13 protein-coding genes are annotated in these 18,693 nt (G+C 68.5%); 7 read left to right on the top strand and 6 right to left on the bottom strand.

Features of this window, described 5'->3' with window-relative positions; genetic code table 11:
- Nucleotides 1-15: 15 nt before the first annotated feature.
- Nucleotides 16-1,788, bottom strand: coding sequence for a tetratricopeptide repeat protein (locus PQ455_RS12415; RefSeq protein WP_273686400.1), 1,773 nt, complete (start codon nt 1,786-1,788; stop codon nt 16-18).
- Nucleotides 1,789-1,800: 12 nt separating this feature from the next.
- Nucleotides 1,801-2,538, bottom strand: a complete 738-nt coding sequence (locus PQ455_RS12410; protein ID WP_273686399.1) for a 2OG-Fe(II) oxygenase — start codon at nt 2,536-2,538, stop codon at nt 1,801-1,803.
- A gap of 52 nt (nt 2,539-2,590) precedes the next feature.
- On the opposite strand from PQ455_RS12410, the gene PQ455_RS12405 reads away from it, so the two are divergent.
- From PQ455_RS12405 to PQ455_RS12375, 7 genes are all read left to right on the top strand, one after another.
- On the top strand, nt 2,591-3,319 hold the full coding sequence (locus tag PQ455_RS12405; protein WP_273686398.1) for a 2OG-Fe(II) oxygenase: 729 nt from the start codon (nt 2,591-2,593) through the stop codon (nt 3,317-3,319).
- Nucleotides 3,316-4,266 (top strand): 2OG-Fe(II) oxygenase, encoded by a 951-nt coding sequence (locus tag PQ455_RS12400; RefSeq protein ID WP_273686397.1) that lies wholly within the window; start codon nt 3,316-3,318, stop codon nt 4,264-4,266. Before PQ455_RS12405 ends, PQ455_RS12400 begins: the two co-directional genes overlap by 4 nt.
- A gap of 231 nt (nt 4,267-4,497) precedes the next feature.
- The gene (locus PQ455_RS12395) at nt 4,498-7,626 is read left to right on the top strand and encodes a TonB-dependent receptor domain-containing protein (protein ID WP_273686396.1); all 3,129 of its coding nucleotides are present in this window, start codon (nt 4,498-4,500) and stop codon (nt 7,624-7,626) included.
- A gap of 138 nt (nt 7,627-7,764) precedes the next feature.
- A complete protein-coding gene (locus PQ455_RS12390; protein WP_273686395.1) occupies nt 7,765-10,473 on the top strand; it encodes a TonB-dependent receptor in 2,709 nt (902 codons plus the stop codon).
- A gap of 142 nt (nt 10,474-10,615) precedes the next feature.
- Nucleotides 10,616-12,106, top strand: a complete 1,491-nt coding sequence (locus PQ455_RS12385) for a sensor histidine kinase (RefSeq protein ID WP_337958521.1) — start codon at nt 10,616-10,618, stop codon at nt 12,104-12,106.
- Nucleotides 12,107-12,110: 4 nt separating this feature from the next.
- Nucleotides 12,111-12,557, top strand: a complete 447-nt coding sequence (locus PQ455_RS12380; protein ID WP_273686394.1) for a response regulator — start codon at nt 12,111-12,113, stop codon at nt 12,555-12,557.
- Nucleotides 12,557-13,591 carry a sensor histidine kinase gene (locus PQ455_RS12375; RefSeq protein WP_273686393.1) on the top strand — a complete coding sequence of 345 codons (1,035 nt, stop codon included), beginning with the start codon at nt 12,557-12,559 and terminating at the stop codon, nt 13,589-13,591. The genes PQ455_RS12380 and PQ455_RS12375 overlap by 1 nt, the downstream gene beginning before the upstream one ends.
- A gap of 78 nt (nt 13,592-13,669) precedes the next feature.
- On the opposite strand, the gene glk is transcribed toward PQ455_RS12375, so the two are convergent.
- Genes glk through zwf form a run of 4 tightly spaced genes read right to left on the bottom strand, consistent with a single transcriptional unit; the run spans nt 13,670 to nt 18,639 of the window.
- Complete coding sequence (gene glk / locus PQ455_RS12370; protein WP_273686392.1) at nt 13,670-14,635, bottom strand: glucokinase; 966 nt, start codon at nt 14,633-14,635, stop codon at nt 13,670-13,672.
- Nucleotides 14,632-16,458, bottom strand: a complete 1,827-nt coding sequence (edd, locus tag PQ455_RS12365; RefSeq protein WP_273686391.1) for a phosphogluconate dehydratase — start codon at nt 16,456-16,458, stop codon at nt 14,632-14,634. Before edd ends, glk begins: the two co-directional genes overlap by 4 nt.
- On the bottom strand, nt 16,455-17,165 hold the full coding sequence (pgl, locus tag PQ455_RS12360) for a 6-phosphogluconolactonase (protein WP_273686390.1): 711 nt from the start codon (nt 17,163-17,165) through the stop codon (nt 16,455-16,457). The genes edd and pgl overlap by 4 nt, the downstream gene beginning before the upstream one ends.
- Complete coding sequence (gene zwf / locus PQ455_RS12355) at nt 17,158-18,639, bottom strand: glucose-6-phosphate dehydrogenase (protein ID WP_273686389.1); 1,482 nt, start codon at nt 18,637-18,639, stop codon at nt 17,158-17,160. Before zwf ends, pgl begins: the two co-directional genes overlap by 8 nt.
- Nucleotides 18,640-18,693 lie beyond the last annotated feature (54 nt).

Genomic DNA, 18,693 nt, shown 5'->3' with positions numbered 1-18,693 from the left:
GATCGTTGGGGGCGCTTAGCCTTTCAGCCCCACGTCGAACGCCACCGTCAGCCGCTCGCCCGCCGGGAAGGGCCGGGTGCCGTGGAACAGGTATGACGGGAACAGCGCCAGCCGCCCCGGTATCGGCTGAACGTCATGGAGCGGCGCGAGGCCAAGCCGCAGCGCGGGCGGCGCGCCGCCAATCTCCAGCCAGCCCGATCGCGCCGCGTCGTCCCCCAGGCCCGGCGGCAGCGCGATGTAACAGGCCGAACTGACGATCCCCTCGCTGTGGATATGCGAGACGTGGAAGCCGCTGCCCCGCAACCGGATCGACCAGCTGCCCGTCAGCCGCAGCGGGGAGTCGCGGTGGGCGAGCAGGGGGTGCGCCGGATCGGCGGCCGGGAGGGCGGCAAGATAGCGGGCGAGCGCCACCTCCAGCTTTGCCTTCAGCGCGCGTAATGGTGGCTCGGCGCGCGCGAACAGCCGCCCGCGCGTCTGCGTGCCGCCGCGCAGCGACTGGCCGATCGGGTGGGCGCGGGTGCGGTGGAGGGTGCGGAGCAGCTCGGCCAGCGTGGCCAGTTCGCCCTCTGCGAAATCGAGATGATTGACCGCGACGAGGCCGGGCTGGCCCGCGAGCCAGTCGTGGCGCGGATCGCCCAGCACCCGCCAGGCGAGGCCGAGCAACGCCCAATGCGCCGGGCCGCGTTCCGCAGGCGGGAGCGCCTCGATCGTGGCGGCGGCCTCGTCGGCGCGGCCCGTGGCGAGGGCGAGGCGGGTGCGGGTGAGGGCGATGCCGGGGTCGGCGGTGGCGCCCAGCCGCGCGAGCGCGGCGGCGGCGCGTTCGTGATCGCCGGCCTCGACCGCCGCGCCGGCCTCATGGCCCAGCAGCATCGGCACCGGCCCCAGCGCCGCACGCGCGCGGTCGATCAGCGCGAGCGTGTCGGCGGGGCGGTCGGCGGCGGCGAGGGTGGCGATCCAGCCATCCCACAAGGCCGCATCGGTCGGGCGCGATGCGAGGGCATCGGCGAAGCTGCGGTCGTACTCCGCCTGTCCCGCCTCCGCGCGCATCCGGGCGAGGTGGCGGTGGCCCTCGGCCCAATCGGGCGCGGCGGTGATGGCGCCCACCAGCACGGCCTCGCCACCCGGCCGCCCCTCGGCCTCCAAGGCCTCGGCGAGCCCGAGATTCAATTCCACGTCGTCCGGTTCCCCCGCGACCAGCGCGGCGTAACGGGCCGACGCATCCGCCTCGCCCCGCTCCAGCGCGGCCCGTGCGCGGCCGCGCGCGGCGCGCGGGTGGCCGGGCGAGAGGGCCAGCGCGGCATCATAGCCGGCCGCCGCCGCGTCATAATCGCCCTGCGCCAGATCAATCCCCGCCAGCGCCAGATGCACCCGCAGGTCGCGCCCAGCCGGCGGGATCGCGGCGAGCGCCAAGCGCGCTTCGTCGCTGCGTCCCGCGCGATCGAGGATCAGCGCGCGGTTGACCAGCGGTTCGGTCCAGCCGGGGCGGCGGGCGAGCGCCTGGCCATAGGCGGCGATCGCGCGGTCGGTGGCGCCCGTGTCGCCCAGCGCATTGCCCAGATTGTTGGCGATCTGCGCGTTGCGGGGCTCCAGCCGCAGCGCATGTTCCAGCGCCTTCACAGCCGCCGCCGCCGATCCCGACCGCCGCTCGACCAGCCCGCGCAGATGCAGAACCGCCGCGATCGGCTGGATCATCGCCTCCAGCCGGATCAGATCGCGCCGGGCATCCGCCAGCCGCCCTTCCGAAAAAGCGCGTTCGGCGCGCGCGAACAGGAGGTTGGGGTCGTTCACCGATGCGGCCCGTCAGCGATCGCGGAACCAGCCGGTGATCGCGAAGCGCGCGACCGGCGCGAAGGGCGCGACGTAGGACACATTATGCCGGCACGGCACGGCGAACATGTTGAGCGCGTTGAAGCGCGGGCGATAGCCGGCGACGATATCGCCCTCCTCGTCGAGGAAGTTGAGGTAGCCGCCCCAGTCGGGCCGCCAATCCTCCGCGCACAGGCTCAGCACATAAGCGATGCGCCAGCCCTCGCCGACATGACTGTCGTCATGCACCGCCAGGAAGTGGTTGGGCGCGTAGAGCGTGGCCTGCGCGTCGGCCTTGATAAGGTCCGCCATGCCTGTCACCTCGCGAACGAGATCGAGGAAGGGCTGGTCGTTGATATGCTCGAGCAGGATGTCGTGCGGGCCATCGGGCGCCCACTTGCCGAGATACGCGTCGAGGATGCGATATTGGGCGTAGGTGAAGGCATAGTCATGGCCGGCCATCGCCTTGCCCACGGCGGCGCCCATCCGCTGCCGCTCGGCCGGCGGCAGGCGGGTCAGCTCCTCGCGGCGCAGGCCATGCGGGCCATCCGCCCCGGCCTTCCAGGCGAGGCCCCAGGGCGTGCCGCGCAGCAGCACCTCGTGCAGCGCGCGCGCAGAGCCCTCGGTCAGCACGTCGCGGATCTGGATGCGGCCGTCGCGCCCGAATTGCGCGGCCAGCGCGGCGCGGTCGAGCGCGGGATTGATTTCCAGCAAGGCTATCGGATCGGCCATCGTGCTCCCTTGGGCTGCGCGCCTTCCTTCCGCGAAACCGCCGATGCGCGCAATGGCGGCTGAGCCCGGTTTCGCGCTCGATCCGTCGCTGGATGGGGATCGGCTGGCGGCGCGCTACGCGGCCGAGGGTGTCGTGGTGATCGACGGCTGGCTGGCGGGCGACGGCGCGGCGCGGTTGCACGCCGATCTGCGCGGACGGGGCGACTGGCGGCAGATCGTGTCGAGCGGCGATACCGGCGGCTACGAACTCGACCGCGCGACCCGGGCGGGAATGAGCGAGGCGCAACGCGCGCAGCTCGATACGGCGATATATGCCGCCGCGCGCTACGGCTTCCAATATCGCTTCGAGACGATCCGCGTGCCGGATGACGAGGCCGCGCGGGCGGCGGAGGGCGGGCTGCTGGCCGATCTCGCGCGCTTCCTGTCGGGCGGGGCGGTGCGCGATCTGCTGCGGCGGATCACCGGGGCGGAGGACATCGCCTTCGCCGACGCGCAGGCGACGGCCTATTCGCCGGGCGACTTCCTGACCGGCCATGACGATGCCGTGGCCGGCAAGAACCGCCGCGCGGCCTATGTCCTCGGCCTCACCCCGCAATGGCGCACCGAATGGGGCGGGCTGCTGCTGTTTCACGGGCAGGACGGGCGCGTGCGCGGGATCGAGCCGGGCTTCAACCGGCTGAGCCTGTTCCGCGTGCCGCAAATGCATAGCGTGAGCGAGGTGACGCGGGCGGCGGCCTATCGCCGCTATTCCATCACCGGCTGGCTGCGCGCGGCGGGATGAGAGACGCGCAGGCACTCGCCGCCGCCGGGCGGGTGGAGGAAGCGGTGGCGCTGCTGCGCGCCGGGGCCGGGCGGGGCGAGGTCGATGCGCTGCTGATGCTGGCGGCGTGGCATGTGCTGGGGTGTGGCGTGGCGCGGGATATGGCGGCGGCGCGCGATCTGTATGGCCGTGCGGCGGAGGCCGGGAGCGCGGCGGGGGCGCAATTGTATCTCGCCTGTCTCGTCACGGGCAGCGGCGGGCCGGTCGACTGGTTGGCGGCTATGGACCTGCTGCGCGCGCGGGCGGCGGAGGATGCCGATGCCGCGCACCAACTCGCGCTGCTCGGCCCGATGGCGCTGGGCGAGGGCGGGGCGCCCGCCATGCTGCCGCCGGCCGAGGCATTGTCGGACACCCCATGGGTCCGCATCGTGCGGGGTGCGGCGAGCCCGGCCGAATGCGACTATGTCGCCGCGCTCGCCGCGCCGCGCCTCGCGCCGTCGATGGTGATCGATCCGCGCACCCGCCAGTCGATGCGCCATCCGGTCCGCAATTCGGACGCCGCCAATTTCCCCGTGCTCGCCGAAAACGCCGTGATCCGCGCGCTCAACCTGCGCATCGCCGCGCTCACCGGCACCGATGTGGCGCAGGGCGAGCCGCTTCAGATCCTGCGCTATGCGAACGGCCAGGAATATCGGCCGCATGGCGATTATCTGCCGGGCGAGGCCAACCAGCGTATCCTGACCGCCATCCTCTATCTCACCGACGGCTATGCCGGCGGCGAGACCCGATTCACCGCGACCGGGCTGGCGGTCTCGGGCGGCAAGGGCGACCTGTTGATCTTCCGCAACACCGACGCGGACGGCACGCCCGATCGCCTGTCGGCTCACGCCGGCCAACCGGTCACAGCCGGCGTCAAGATGATCGCCACCCGCTGGATCCGTGCTGCACCGCTTCCAGCGGCGATGTGACGAACCATCGCCAGACTGTTGCTCGATAGCGACGAAGCGAATGACCTTGTGTTGCTGAATTCCGTTCGTCGATGAAACCCAACGGCTCGTCGCCCGCGCTAAGTCGTTGAAAGCAGGAGTCGAGCGCGTCGCCGGCCCAACCGACATCTTGGCGTCATGTTACGATCTGTTGCAGCTTTGCGACACTCCGGCGTCCAAGAGATGAACAGAACCTTACAGACCTTTACACTTATGGTGCGCCGCGACATGCCAAGTCATCCCGTGCCGGTTTCCCCCGGACCGGGTCGTTTTGGCGAGCGACCGCTAGGGGCCGCCCGCTCACCCAAAGCGAGGTACACAGTGCAGACTTCCACTCTCTTCTCCCGCCTGAAGGGCACCGCCGCCCTTTCGGCTCTGGCGTGCGCGACCTTCGCGGCTGCGCCTGCTTTCGCGCAGAGCGCCGCGCCGGTCACCAAGACCGCCGCGACCCCGGCCGAGCCCGCCGCCGACGAAATCGTCGTCACCGGCACCATCTTCCGCCGCACCGCGACCGAAACGTCGTCGCCGGTGGACGTCGTGAAGGCGGATTCGCTCGACACGCGCGGCATCGCCACCATTCAGGACGCGATCCAGCAGCTGGCCTCGAACAACGGCCCGGCGCTGACCAACTCCTTCACCGCCAACGGCGCCTTCGCCGGCGGTGCGTCGGCCGTGTCGCTGCGCGGCCTTTCGACCAACTCGACGCTCGTGCTGTTCGACGGTCTGCGCGCCGCTTACTATCCGCTCGCGGATGACGGCTCGCGCAACTTCGTCGATCTGAACACGATCCCGGAAGACATCATCGACCGGATCGAAGTTCTGCGTGACGGTGCGTCGTCGACCTACGGCGCCGACGCCATCGCGGGCGTGGTCAACATCATCACCAAGAAGGAATTCAAGGGTCTCGGCGGTCGCGTCGAAGCCGGTATTTCCGAGCGTGGCGATGCTGCCCAGTACCGCATGAACCTGACCGCCGGCTTCGGCGATCTGGCGACCAACGGCATCAACGCCTACGTGTCCGGCTTCTACTACAAGACGTCGGAACTGGAGAACCAGGACCGCAAGTATCCGTTCAACAGCGACGATCTGCGCGGCGTGTGCTATGACGGAAGCTGTGGCGGTAACAGTGTGCTGAACGGCCAGGGCGCCGCGCTTATCAGCACTGGTGCCAACTTCCTTGTTCGGCCTTACGCCAGCGCGGGCGACCCAACGTTTGCGACCCCACAAGGCCGCTGGCAGAACCTGAGCGGATGCGGCAATGGGACCGCCCGCCCGACAACGGCGGCTGAGGCGGGTACGGCAAATCCGAGCACCGTCTGCACCTATGATAGCACCAAGCTGTGGGGCACGATCAGCCCGCGGATCGAGCGTTTTGGCGGCTCGATGCACGTCGCTGCGCTGGTGGGTGACTCGATCGACGCTTATGGCGAGATCAACTTCATCCAGACGACCAGCAGCTATGATGGCGCGCCGGCGACGTTCTACGGTAACGCTCCGACCGGTATCAGCTACCCGCAGTTCTCGACCTCGTCGAACTATATCGTCCGCAATCCGGATGGTACCTTCGGGATCAACACCACTCGTTCACCGGGTTCGGCGTTCCTGAGCCTGCCGGTTTATGTTTGTGCTGCGCGCGTCAATTGCGCCACCGCTGCGGATCGTCGCCTGAACCCGAACAACCCGTTTGCGGCTTCTAACCAGGTCGCGCGCCTCGTCGGTCGCATCACCGAGAAGCAGACCTACAATGAGACGCGTAACCGCGCCTATCGTGCGGCTCTGGGCGTAAAGGGCGCGATCAGCGACAATTGGGCGTTCGATGTCGGCGCGACGGCGATGCACACCGATCTGCGTCGTACGCAGAAGGGCTATGTCTACATCCAGCGCCTGCTGGACGTGATCGCCGACGGCAGCTTCAACTTCCGCAACCCGCTGTCGAACACGCCCGCGCAGTTCGATTATCTGATGCCGGACAACATCACCAATTCGACGTCGGATATGCTGCAGGCGCAGGCCACCCTGTCGACCACGCTGTTCGAGCTGCCCGGCGGCCCGATGCAGCTCGGTTTCGGCGGTTCGATTCGCTACGAAGCGGTCGACGCGCCATCGGCCAACGACGACTATAATGGCCCGACGCAGCGGTATTTCACGCTGAACGCGTTCGGCACCAAGGGTAGCCGCAAGGTCTACTCGGCGTTTGCCGAACTCGACGCGCCGGTCATCGATCAGGTCACCGTCAACGCTTCGGGTCGTTACGACAAATATTCGAGCGGTCAGGACGCCTTCTCGCCGAAGATTGGCGTGAAGTTCACGCCTGTCCGTCAGGTCCTGCTGCGCGGCACCTACTCGAAGGGCTTCCGTATCCCGTCGTTCGGCGAGGCGAACGCCCTGCCGACCACCGGCTACGTCGCCAACACCGCGGCGCTGTTCAACAACGCCTATCTGGCGCAATATGGCTGCACCCTGGCGAATTTCGCCACGGTCTGCCCGACCTACATCCGCTCCGGTTCCTATGGCCAGACCACGCTCGCCAGCCCGAACCTGAAGCCGGAGAAGTCGCGCAGCTTCACCGGCGGTCTGCTGCTCGAGCCGTTCCGCAACGTCTCGTTCACCGTCGATTACTATAATATCAAGAAGACCGGTGCGATCACCTCGCCGTCGAACGCCCCGGCGCTTTCGGCCTATTATACCAACGGCACGATCCCGGCGGGCTACACTGTGATTGCCGATGGCGTCGATCCGGCATTCCCGAATGCCAAGCCGCGCGTTGCCTTCGTGCAGGCGCAGTTGATCAACGCCAATACGCTCAAGACCTCGGGTATCGACTTCGGTGCGAACACCACGGTCAAGCTGTCGGACGGCATCACCTGGAACAGCACGCTGAGCGGCAGCTACATCATCAAGCTGAGCCAGATCGTGGACGGCGTCGAGGAGCGGTATGACGGCACCCTCGGCAACTTCAACCTCACGGCCGGCAACGGTACGTCGAAGTGGAAGGGCTATTGGCAGAACAGCCTGGAGTTCAACCGCTTCCGCGTCAGCGGAACGGTCAACTATTATGGCGGCTACGACCTTTCCGCCATGGATCAGGGCACCGACTACAAGGACTGCGGTCTGAGCTCGGGCTTCACCCCCTGCCACACCAAGGGCTATTGGACGGTCGATCTGAGCGGCCAGGTGAAGGTGAACGAGAAGTTCACCGTCTACGGTTCGATCAACAACGTGCTCGACGACATGCCGCCGCTCGACCCGGTGACCTATGGCGCCCACCTGTACAACGCTGTGCAGGGTGGCAACGGCATCCTCGGCCGTTACTTCCGCGCGGGCGTGAAGTTCGGCTTCTAAGCCGGGCGACACCGACCGAAGATTGGGGGCGGTTCCTGCGAGGGAGCCGCCCCTTTTCTTTTCATGACGTTTCTGCAACGGCCTCCCGCGAGAAAGGCCAGGCGGTGGCAGCCGCGAAGGGCCATCGGGAGGAATGTCATGACGATCCGCGCAACCCTCGCCGCCGTGGCGGCGGGCCTTGCCATGCCCGCGTGGGCCGCGCCCGCCGATCCCGCGCCGCTCGCGGCTGAGGCGGATAGCGGCAGCGAGATCATCATCACCGCCACCCGCCGCGAGACCGCGCTGTCCGCCGTTCCGCTGGCCATCTCCGCCATCACGGGCGAGGCGCTCGAGCGAGCGGGGGCGAACGACATCCGCCAGCTCAACCAGCTTTCGCCCTCGCTGCTCGTTTCCTCCAGCGCGTCCGAGGCCGGCGCCGCCGCCGCGCGGATCCGGGGCGTGGGGACGGTGGGCGACAATCCGGGCCTCGAAAGCTCGGTCGCGACCTTCATCGACGGCGTCTATCGGAACCGCGCCAGCGTCGCGCTGACCGAACTCGGCGCGATCGACCGGATCGAGGTGCTGCGGGGGCCGCAGGGCACCCTGTTCGGGCGCAACGCCTCGGCCGGCCTTATCAGCGTCGTCACCGCCAGGCCGCGCTTCGACTTCGGCGGGCAGGCCGAATTGAGCGTCGGCAATTACGATGCGCGCCGTTTCGTCGCGGGGCTCACCGGCCCGGTCAGCCGCGATCTCGCCTTCCGGCTGGATGGCGTGGCCAGCAAGCGCGACGGCTTCTTCACCGATGTCGTCTCCGGGCGCGACATCAACAATCGCGATCGTTACCTCCTGCGCGGGCAATTGCTCTACGCGCCGCGCGACGATCTCTCGGTGCGGCTGATCGGCGATTTCTCCAACCGGCACGAGGAATGCTGCGTCGGCGGCTATCTGCCCCAGCGCAATCTGACGCGCGCCGCCGATGGCAGCGTCGTCACCGGCGCCAGCACGGTCGCCGCGCTCGGCCGGGCGCTGGGCGGCATCATCGAGACCGGGCGCGACAATCGCACCGTGGCGCTCACCCCCGGCCAGTCGTTTCGCGGCGACGTGCGCGACAGCGGCGTCTCGGCGGAGGTGACGGCCGGGCTGGGCGGGGCGACGCTCACCTCGATCACCGCCTATCGCGACTGGCGCTGGCTGCGCGGGCAGGACGCCGACTTCGCCTCGCTCGACCTGCTGACCCGCCGCTCGGATGGCAGCGCCGGCCAACGCTTCAAGACCTTCACGCAGGAATTACGCCTTCAGGGCGACGCTTTCGCTGACCGGCTCGATTGGCTCGTCGGCGGCTATTTCGCCAGCGAGCGGCTCACCTTCCGCGACAATCAGGCCTATGGCGCCGATTACGATCGCTACGCCAATTGCCAGCTGTTCAATTCGGTGCTGCCCGCCGCGACTTTGCCCGCGCCGACCGGCAATTGCGTCAACAGCGCGGTGCTGACCTCGGCGATCGCCGGCCTCCAGGCGATCCCCGCCGCCCAGCGCACGGCGGCGCAGGCGAGCCAACTCGCGACGCTGGCCGCGCTCAACACCGATCCGGCGCGGCCGGGTTATGGCTCGCTGGCGGCGCTGCTCGGCCTGCCGGGCTACAGTTTCACCGGGCGTGGCCTCACCGATCGTTACGCGCAGACCAGCCGCAACATGGCGCTGTTCACGCATAATGTGGTCAAGCTCACCGATCGCCTCTCGGCCACCGTCGGTCTGCGCTACACCTGGGAGCGCAAGAGCCTCGACGCGCGGCTGACCGACACGAACCCGCTGTGTGGCGCGCTGGCGGCGTCCTCTTATGTCGGCGCCGGCTCGGCCTGCGTCCTCACCTCGGTCGCGGGCGGGGCGCTCGTAATCGACGACGGCCGGGCCCACGAGCGCAAGCTTACCGGCACCGCCGTCCTGAGCTATCGCCCGATCGATCCCTTGCTCACCTACGCCAGCTTTTCGCGGGGCTACAAGGCGGGCGGGTTCAACCTCGATCGCAGCCCGCTCGGCAGCACGACCGGCGCGGTGACTGCGGCCAATGCGCTCGCCCGCCTGGCGTTCGCGCCCGAGACGGTCGATGCGTTCGAGCTGGGCGCGAAGCTCCACACCGCCAGCTTCGATCTCAACATCGCGGCCTTCCACCAGCGGTTCCGCAATTTCCAGCTCAACAGCTACAACGGCATCTCCTTCATCGTCGAAAATCTGAACGGCTGTTCGGACGATCTCGGCACCGGCCCGCGCGATCTGGTCGCGGCGACCGGCGCCTGCACCGGCAGCCTCAAGGCGGGCGTGATCTCACGCGGGCTGGAGGCGGAGGCGGCGCTGCGGCCCGCGCGCGACGTGGGCATGGCGCTGGGCATGACGATCGCCCGGACGCGCTATGTCGACGATCTGGTCGGCGCCGGCGGTCGCGCGCTGGCGACGCCCCTGTTTCAGCTTCCCGGCCGCCCGCTCTCCAACGCCCCCGCCGTCACGCTGACCGGATCGGGCGGCTGGACCCCCGCGATCGGCGACGGTCTGCGTGGGCTGATCTACGCCGATTTCCGCTACCAGAGCGCGATCGTCACCGGATCGGATCTCGATCTGGAAAAGCGCCAGCAGGGCTTCCTCACCGTCAACGCGCGCATCGGCCTCACCGGCCGCGACGCGCGCTGGGGTATCGAACTGTGGGCGCAGAATCTGCTGAACACGACCTACTATCAGGTCGGTTTCGACGAGCCGCTACAGGGCTCCGGCACGATCCGCTCTACCCAGGGCTTCGGCACGACGACCACCCAGCTCTACGGCGCTTTCCTCGGCGATCCGCGCACCTGGGGGCTGACGGTCCGGACGCGATTCTAAGCCCCTTCTCGTCATTGCGAGCGCAGCGAAGCAATCCAGTGCGGCGCTGGATTGCTTCGCATCGCTCGCAATGACGATGTCTGTGCGATTATCCCCCTTTCACCGTTTGGAAAATCAGCGGACTGCCTCTATCGATCGCCGCGTGACGGAATCCCCCCTTCTTCCCGATCGCTTGTCGGAACTGCGCTTCGGCCGGCTCGTGCTCGGCCTGATGGCGCTGGGCTTTCTTGCCGTGCTGGCGGCGGCGGTGTCGGCGGGCGTCGTGATGGTCCGCACGCAGGATCGCGCCTTCTGGGTCGACCACACCTATCAGGTCGAACGCGGCGTGACGGGCATCCGCCTTTCGCTGGAACAGATGCGCAGCACCCGGCGCGGCGCGCTGTTGCGGCTGTCACCCACCATGCGGGACAGCTATTACAAGGCCGCCGCCGATCTGCACGCGCACATCGATCGGGTCGCGAACCTCACCGCCGACAATCCCGTGCAGCAGGCGCGTGCACGTCGGTTGAAGGCGCTGGCGACGACGGTGGACGGGATGCTCACGGCCTCTCTGAGCCCCGGCGCGCTGGCCACGCCCGAGGCGGAGGATCGGCGGCAGGCGGCGGGCGCGGCGGTCGGCCGTCTCGCCGCGACGATGCTGGCGGCGGAAGCGCAATTGCTGATCGATCGCCGCGCCGAGCAGCAGGCGAGCTATCGCCTGTTCTACATCGTCCTTGCCGTCACGCTGCTCCTTCTGGTCGGGGTCGCGGCCGGCTCGGTGTGGATCATCCGCCGCTACACGCGCGACCTGAACACCTCGCGCACCGCGTTGCGCGGCCTCAACGAAAATCTCGAAGGGGCGGTGCGCGAGCGGACGACCGATCTCCAGCGCGCCAACGACGAGATCCAGAGGTTCGCCTATATCGTCAGCCACGATCTGCGCTCGCCGCTGGTCAACGTGATGGGCTTCACCGCCGAACTGGACGCCGCAACCAAGCCGATCGCCGCCCTGATCGACAAGGCCGAGGAAGTCGCGCCCGAGATCGTCACGCAGGACGCGCGACTGGCGGCCAAGGAGGATCTGCCCGAGGCGATCCGCTTCATCCGCACCTCCACGCAGAAGATGGATCGCCTCATCAACGCCATCCTGCGCCTGTCGCGCGAGGGGCGGCGCACGCTCGCGCCCGAGCGGCTCGACATGACGGCGCTGGTGCAGGACATCGTCGGCACCCTGAAGCACCGGACCGAAGAACTGGGCATCACCATCCGCGTCGCGCCCAAGCTGCCCGATATCGTCAGCGATCGGGTCGCGATCGAGCAGATCCTGTCCAACCTGATCGAGAATGCCACCAAATATCTCCACCCCGCGCGCAAGGGCGAGATCGACGTGCGCGGCCGGATCGAGGCGGGGCGCGTCACCTATGACGTGATCGACAACGGCCGCGGCGTCGATCCGCGCGACCATGAACGCATCTTCGATCTGTTCCGCCGTTCGGGCCAGCAGGACCAGCCGGGCGAGGGCATCGGCCTCGCGCATGTCCGCGCTTTGGCCTATCGTCTGGGCGGAACGATCAGTATCACCTCGCAACTGGGCGAGGGCGCCACCTTCCACATCAACCTGCCGACCCGCTTCGTCGAAGAGAAGAAGGCCTGACACGATGAACAACCAGCAGCCCGTCAACATCGTGATGATCGAGGACGACGAGGGCCACGCCCGCCTGATCGAGAAGAACATCCGCCGCGCGGGCATCTCCAACGACATCCACCACTTCCTGGATGGCACGTCGGCGCTGCATTATCTGTACGAGGATCCGACCGGGCCGACCCACAATGGCCCGGCGCTGATTCTGCTCGATCTCAACCTGCCCGACATGAGCGGCACCGATATCCTGGGCAAGATCAAGGCCGAGGGCAGCCCGCTCAAGCGCGCGCCCGTCGTCGTGCTGACCACCACCGACGACAAGCTGGAGATTCAGCGCTGCTATGATCTGGGCTGCAACGTCTACATCACCAAGCCGGTGAATTATGAGAGCTTCGCGGACGCGATCCGCCAGCTCGGCCTGTTCCTGTCGGTGATCCAGGTGCCGGACGTCGTCGAGGATTGATGGCCGAACCGCTCGCCTCGATCCTCTATATCGACGATGACGAGGGGCTTCGCCGCCTCTCGCGCCGCGCGCTGGAACGGCGCGGCTATCGCGTGGCGCTGGCGGCGACCGGCGACGAGGGTTTGGCGATGGCGGCGGCCGAGGCGTTCGACCTGATCGCGATCGACCATTACATGCCCGGCAAGGACGGGCTGACCACGCTCACCGAATTGCGCGAGCGGCCCAATCCGCCTCCGGTGATCTACGTCACGGGCTCCGAGGAGAGCGCCATCGCGGTCGCCGCGCTGAAGGCGGGGGCGGCCGATTATGTGGTGAAGTCGGTCGACGACGGCTTCTTCGACCTGCTCGCCCGCGCGATCGAACAGGCGCTGGCGGGCGGGCGCCTGCTGGCCGAAAAGGACGCCGCCGAGGAACAGCTGCGCGACAGCAACATCCGCTTGCAGGCGCTGCTGCACGAGGTGAACCACCGCGTGGCCAACAGCCTGCAACTGGTGTCGGCCTTCGTCCACATGCAGTCGCGCGTGCTGGCCGATGGCGTCGCCAAGGCGGCGCTCGACGATACCCAGCGGCGCATCGCCGCGATCGCGCAGGTCCACAAGCGTCTGTACACCTCGGATTCGGTCGAGGCGGTCGAGCTGGAGGGCTATCTCGGTTCGCTGGTCGAGGAACTGGGCGAGACCTGGTCCACCCCCGACGCGCCGCGCCACATCCGCCTCACCGCCGAGCCGGTGCGGCTGTTGACCGACAAGGCGGTGGCGATCGGCATCATCGTCACCGAACTCGTCACCAACGCCTGCAAATATGCCTATGGCCCCGGCACGGCGGGCGAAGTGCGGATCGACCTGCGCCGCGACGGCGACGACCGCTTCGAGCTGCGGGTGGAGGACGACGGCTGCGGCATGTCCGAAGGCGCGGCCAAGGGCACCGGCCTCGGATCGAAGCTGATCGGGGCGATGGCGACGTCGCTCAAGTCGACGGTGGAATATGATCCCGGCCACATGGGCGTCCGCGCGGTGCTGAACGCCGCCTGCTGAGGCCTGATCCGTCATTGCGAGCGTAGCGAAGCAATCCAGCGCCGCACTGGATGGCTTCGCTACGCTCGCAATGACGACTTAGCCCGCATGCTCCTGCGCGAAGGCCGCCGCCGCGCCATAGAGGCCGGGCTGCGGATGGGTGATGAGTTTCACCGGCAGGCCCGCCATCATCCGCTCGAACCGACCCTTGGCGACGAAGCGGTGGGCGAAGCCGGATTTGGGGAGGTGGTCGGCCAGCCGCAGCCCCAGCCCGCCCGCGATCACCACCGCGCTCGCCCCCTGTGCCAGCGCGATGTCGCCCGCGACCGAGCCGAGCGACAGGCAGAAGCGGTCGAGCGCGGCGGCGGCGAGACTGTCGCTGCCTTCCAGCGCGGACGTCCACAGCGCCTTGTTGTCGCCCGCCAGAACGGGCCGCCCGCCCGCGCTGGCGATCGCCTCGACGATGGCGGTGAGGCCGGGGCCGGAGACGATCCGTTCGATCGACACGCGGCGATGGCTCTGGCGCAGGTGGGCGAGGATCTGGTCCTCCAGCGGATCCAGCGGGGCGAAGTCGATGTGGCCGCCTTCCGTCTCCGACACGAAATAGCGGCCCTCGCGCTGCAGGACGTGGGCGACGCCGAGGCCGGTGCCGGGGCCGACGACGCTGATCGTGCCGCTTTCGGGCAAATCCATATCCGGGCCGGTCAGGTGGCGCAGATAGGCCGGCCCCACCTGCGCGACGGCATGGCCGACCGCGCCGAAATCGTTGACCAGGGTGAAACGATCGACCCCCAGTTTCTCGGGGATCAGCGCCGGGCGGATCAGCCAGCTGTTGTTGGTGAGCTTGATGACGTCGCTGTGGACCGGCGCGGCGATGGCGATGGCGGCGGCGCGGGGCAGGGGGCCGGCCTGTTCGGCGAATGCCTCCCACGCCAGGCGGAAGCTGGCGTAGGCGCCGGTCTTGAGCGTGGTCTCCTCGCCCAGATCGACGACGCGCCCGCCCTCGACCTCGGCCAGCGCGAAGCGGGCGTGGGTGCCGCCGATATCGACCGCGACGACCTTCACGTGATCGCCTCCATCTGCGCCATCATCGCCGATCCACCTTCCTCGGCGGGGGAGGCGCCGTGGCGCATGAAGGCGAAGAGTTCGCGTCCGGTGCCGAGCGCCGGCGGCGGCGCATCGGCATTGGCGCGCGCGGCCCATTCGGCCTCGTCCACCCGCACCGCGATCGTGCCGTCGTCGGCGCTGATCCGCACCACATCGCCGTCGCGCAGCTTGGCGATCGGGCCGCCGGCCAGCGCCTCGGGGATCAGGTGGATGGCGGCGGGCACCTTGCCGCTCGCGCCCGACATGCGGCCGTCGGTCAGCAGGGCCACCCGGTAGCCCCGGTTCTGCAACACCGACAGCGCCGGCGTCAGCTTGTGCAACTCGGGCATGCCGTTGGCGCGTGGCCCCTGGAAGCGGACGACCACCACCACGTCGCGCTCCAGCTCCTTCGCGTCGAAGGCGTGGAGCACGTCGTCCTGATCGTGGAACACGCGCACCGGCGCCTCGATCGTCCAGCGATCGGGATCGACCGCGCTGGTCTTGATGATGCAGCGGCCGAGATTGCCGGCGAGCAGCCGCATCCCGCCATCGGGCAGGAAGGGCTCGCTGGCGGCGCGCAGCATCGTGTCGTCGCGGGTCGCCTCGGGGGCGGGGGCGAAGGTGAGCGTATCGCCCTCCAGCACCGGATCCCGCGCCTGATCGGACAGGCCCTTGCCGTGGACCGTCAGAATATCCTCATGCGCCAGCCCCTCGCGCAGCAGGGTGCGGATCACGAAGCTCATGCCGCCGGCATTGTGGAAGCCGTTCACGTCGCCCGATCCGTTGGGATAGACCCGCGCGATCAGCGGCACGGCGGCCGAAAGCCGGTCGAAATCCTCCCAGTCGATCAGGATGCCCGCCGCGCGCGCGATGGCGGGCAGGTGGATGGCGTGGTTGGTCGAGCCGCCGGTGGCGAGCAGCCCGACGATCGCGTTGACGATCGCCTTCTCGTCGACGCAGCGGCCGAGCGGGCGATAGTCATTCCCGTCCCAGCCGATCGTCGCCAGCTGGTGGACGGCGGCGCGGGTCACTGCCTGCCGCAGCTTGGTATTGGGGTGGATGAAGGAGGCGGCGGGCATGTGCAGCCCCATCATCTCCATCATCATCTGGTTGGAATTGGCGGTGCCGTAGAAGGTGCAGGTGCCGGGCGCGTGATAGCTGGCGCTCTCGCTTTCGAGCAGCTCGGCCTTGCCGACCTTGCCCTGGGCGAATTCCTCGCGGACGCGGGCCTTTTCCTTGTTGGAGATGCCGGTCGGCATCGGCCCGGCGGGGATCAGGATCATCGGCAGATGGCCGAAGCGCAGCGCGCCCATCAGCAGGCCGGGCACGATCTTGTCGCAGATGCCCAGCAGCGCCGCGCCCTCGAACATGCCGTGGCTGAGCCCGACCGCCGTGGAGAGCGCGATCACGTCGCGGCTGAACAGCGATTCCTCCATGCCGGGCTGCCCCTGCGTCACGCCGTCGCACATCGCCGGCGTGCCGCCCGCGACCTGGGCTGTCGCTCCCACTTCGCGGGCGAAGATCTTCATCTGCTCGGGGTAGCGGCCATAGGGCTGATGGGCCGAGAGCATGTCGTTATAGGCGGTGACGATGCCGATGTTCATCGTGCCGCCGGCCTTGATCGCGGCCTTGTCCTCGCCCGAGGCGGCGAAGCCGTGGGCGAGGTTGCCGCAGTTCAGGCGCGGCCGATCGACGCCGCGCGTGCGCTCGGCATCGATCAGCGCCAGATAGCGTTCCCGCGTCGGCCGGGACCGCTCGATGATGCGAGCCGTGACGGCGGCGATCGCGGGGTGCAGGGTCATTCCTCGCTCCAGTGGATGTCGATCGCCTGTTCGGCGTCGGCCAGCACCCGGCCGATCGGATATTGCGACAGCGCGCCATCCTTGATCGCGCGTTCGACCACCTTGCGCTTCTCCTTGCCGGAGAGGCTGAGGGTGATGACGCGGGCAGACAGGATCGCTGCCTTGGTGAGCGTGACGCGCGCGGCAGGCGCTTCCTTAGGCATGGGATCGGGCAGCACGCCCACCGCGCGGCGCGCCTTGGGCGCTTCCAGCGCGTCGGCCAGATCGGGGCCGGGCAGGATCGAGGCGGTATGCCCATCGGTGCCGACGCCCAGCCACACCAGATCGGGCGGCCAGTGGAGATCCTGCAGCCGCGCGTCCGCCGCCTTGCCGGCCGCCTTATGATCGGCCGCCGCGCCGCTGGCGATCGGCATCACCCGCGCGCCTTTGGGCAGGAAGATCTTCGCCAGCATCGCCACGTTGGAGAGCGGATCGTCGAGCGCGACCAGCCGGTCGTCGGTCGGGATGATGGTGATGCGCTTCCAGTCGAACTTCTGCTTGGCGAGCAGCTCGAGCGCCTTCACCGGCGATTTGCCGCCGGGCAGCGCCAGGAGCGCCTGGCCGCGCGCGTCCAGCGCGCTTTCGATCACGAAGCCGATATCGCCGACGATGGCCTCGGCCAGTTCGTCGGCGGTTTCATACTCCCACCATTCGATCTCTTCACTCACGCCAGCTTACTCCGTCTCGTTCCGTCAGCGCGATCGCCGCGGATGGTCCCCAGGTGCCCGCCGGATAAGGCTTCGGCTTCATGCCGTTCGCCTTCCAGCCGGCGCGTATCGCGTCGATCCACTCCCATTGCGCCTCCACCTCGTCGCGGCGCACGAACAAGGTGGGGTCGCCCTCCAGCAAGTCCAGCAGCAATCGTTCATAGGCGATGCGGCGCCGCGTGTCGGCGAAGACGTCGCCCTTCAGGTCGAGCGGCACCTCCTGCAAGCGGATGCCCTCCCGGTCGAGCCCCGGCCGCTTCGCCATCAGGGTCAGCGTGATATTCTCGTCGGGCTGGAGCGAGATCAGCAGCGCATTGGGTTGCAACACCGCGCCGCGATTGGCGAAGATCGAATGGGGCACGGCACGGAAGCGGATGAGGATTTCGGAGCGGCGGAAGGGCAGCCGCTTGCCGGTGCGCAGGTAGAAAGGCACGCCATGCCAGCGCCAGCAATCGACATGCGCCTTCAACGCCACGAACGTCTCGGTATCGGAAGGCTTGCCCAGTTCCTCGGCATAGGCCGGCACCGTCCTGGCCCCGATCGCGCCCGCGACATACTGGCCGATCACGGTGTGCTTCTTCACCTCCTCCACGTCCATCGGGCGGAGCGCGCGCAGCACCTTCACCTTCTCGTCGCGCACCTCGGTGGCGTCGAAGCGGGCGGGGGGCTCCATCGCCACCAGCGCGAGCAACTGGAGCATGTGGTTCTGCACCATGTCGCGCAGAGCGCCGGTGTCGTCGTAGAAACCGACCCGGCCCTCCAGCCCGACGGTCTCGCCGATGCTGATCTCGACATGCTCGATGCCCTGCGCGTTCCACAGCGGCTCGAACATGAGGTTGCCGAAGCGCAGCGCGAGGAGGTTCTGCACCGTCTCCTTGCCGAGATAATGGTCGATCCGGAAGATCTGCGGCTCGGGAAAGACCCGCGCCACCGCGTCGTTGATCTCGCGCGAGGAGGCGAGATCCGAGCCGAGCGGCTTTTCCAGCGCCATGCGCACCGTGGGGCCGGTCAGCCCGGCCTTGTCGAGCCCTTCGATCGTGGCTTCGAACAGGCTGGGCGCGGTGGAGAGGAAGATGGCGAGCCCCGCCTCGATCCCGCCGATCGCCTCGGCCAGCCGGGCATAGCCGCCGGTATCGGTCGCATCGAGCGAGACATAGCTAAGACGGGCGAGGAAACGGTCAAGCGCGTCGGGCTTGAGGCGCTCGGGCTCCACCGCTTTCTCGATCGCGGCGCGCGCGGTGGCGCGATATTCCTCGATCGGATGTTCGGAACGCGCGGTGCCGATGATGCGCGTCGCGTCGGACAATTGCCCCTCGGCGTCCAGCCCGTAGAGCGAGGGCAGCAACATGCGCTGCGCCAGATCGCCGGTCGCGCCGAACAGCAGCAACGTCTGATAGGCGCGGGGGGCGGCGGACAAGGCTGACGGCGGCAGCATGTCAGGCGCGGCGATCGATGTTGGTCATGGTCCCTCCACGGCCCCTAACGGCGC

It is taken from the genome of Sphingomonas naphthae, assembly GCF_028607085.1.
Lineage (GTDB): Bacteria > Pseudomonadota > Alphaproteobacteria > Sphingomonadales > Sphingomonadaceae > Sphingomonas_Q > Sphingomonas_Q naphthae.
This window is presented reverse-complemented; position numbering and strand designations above follow the sequence as displayed.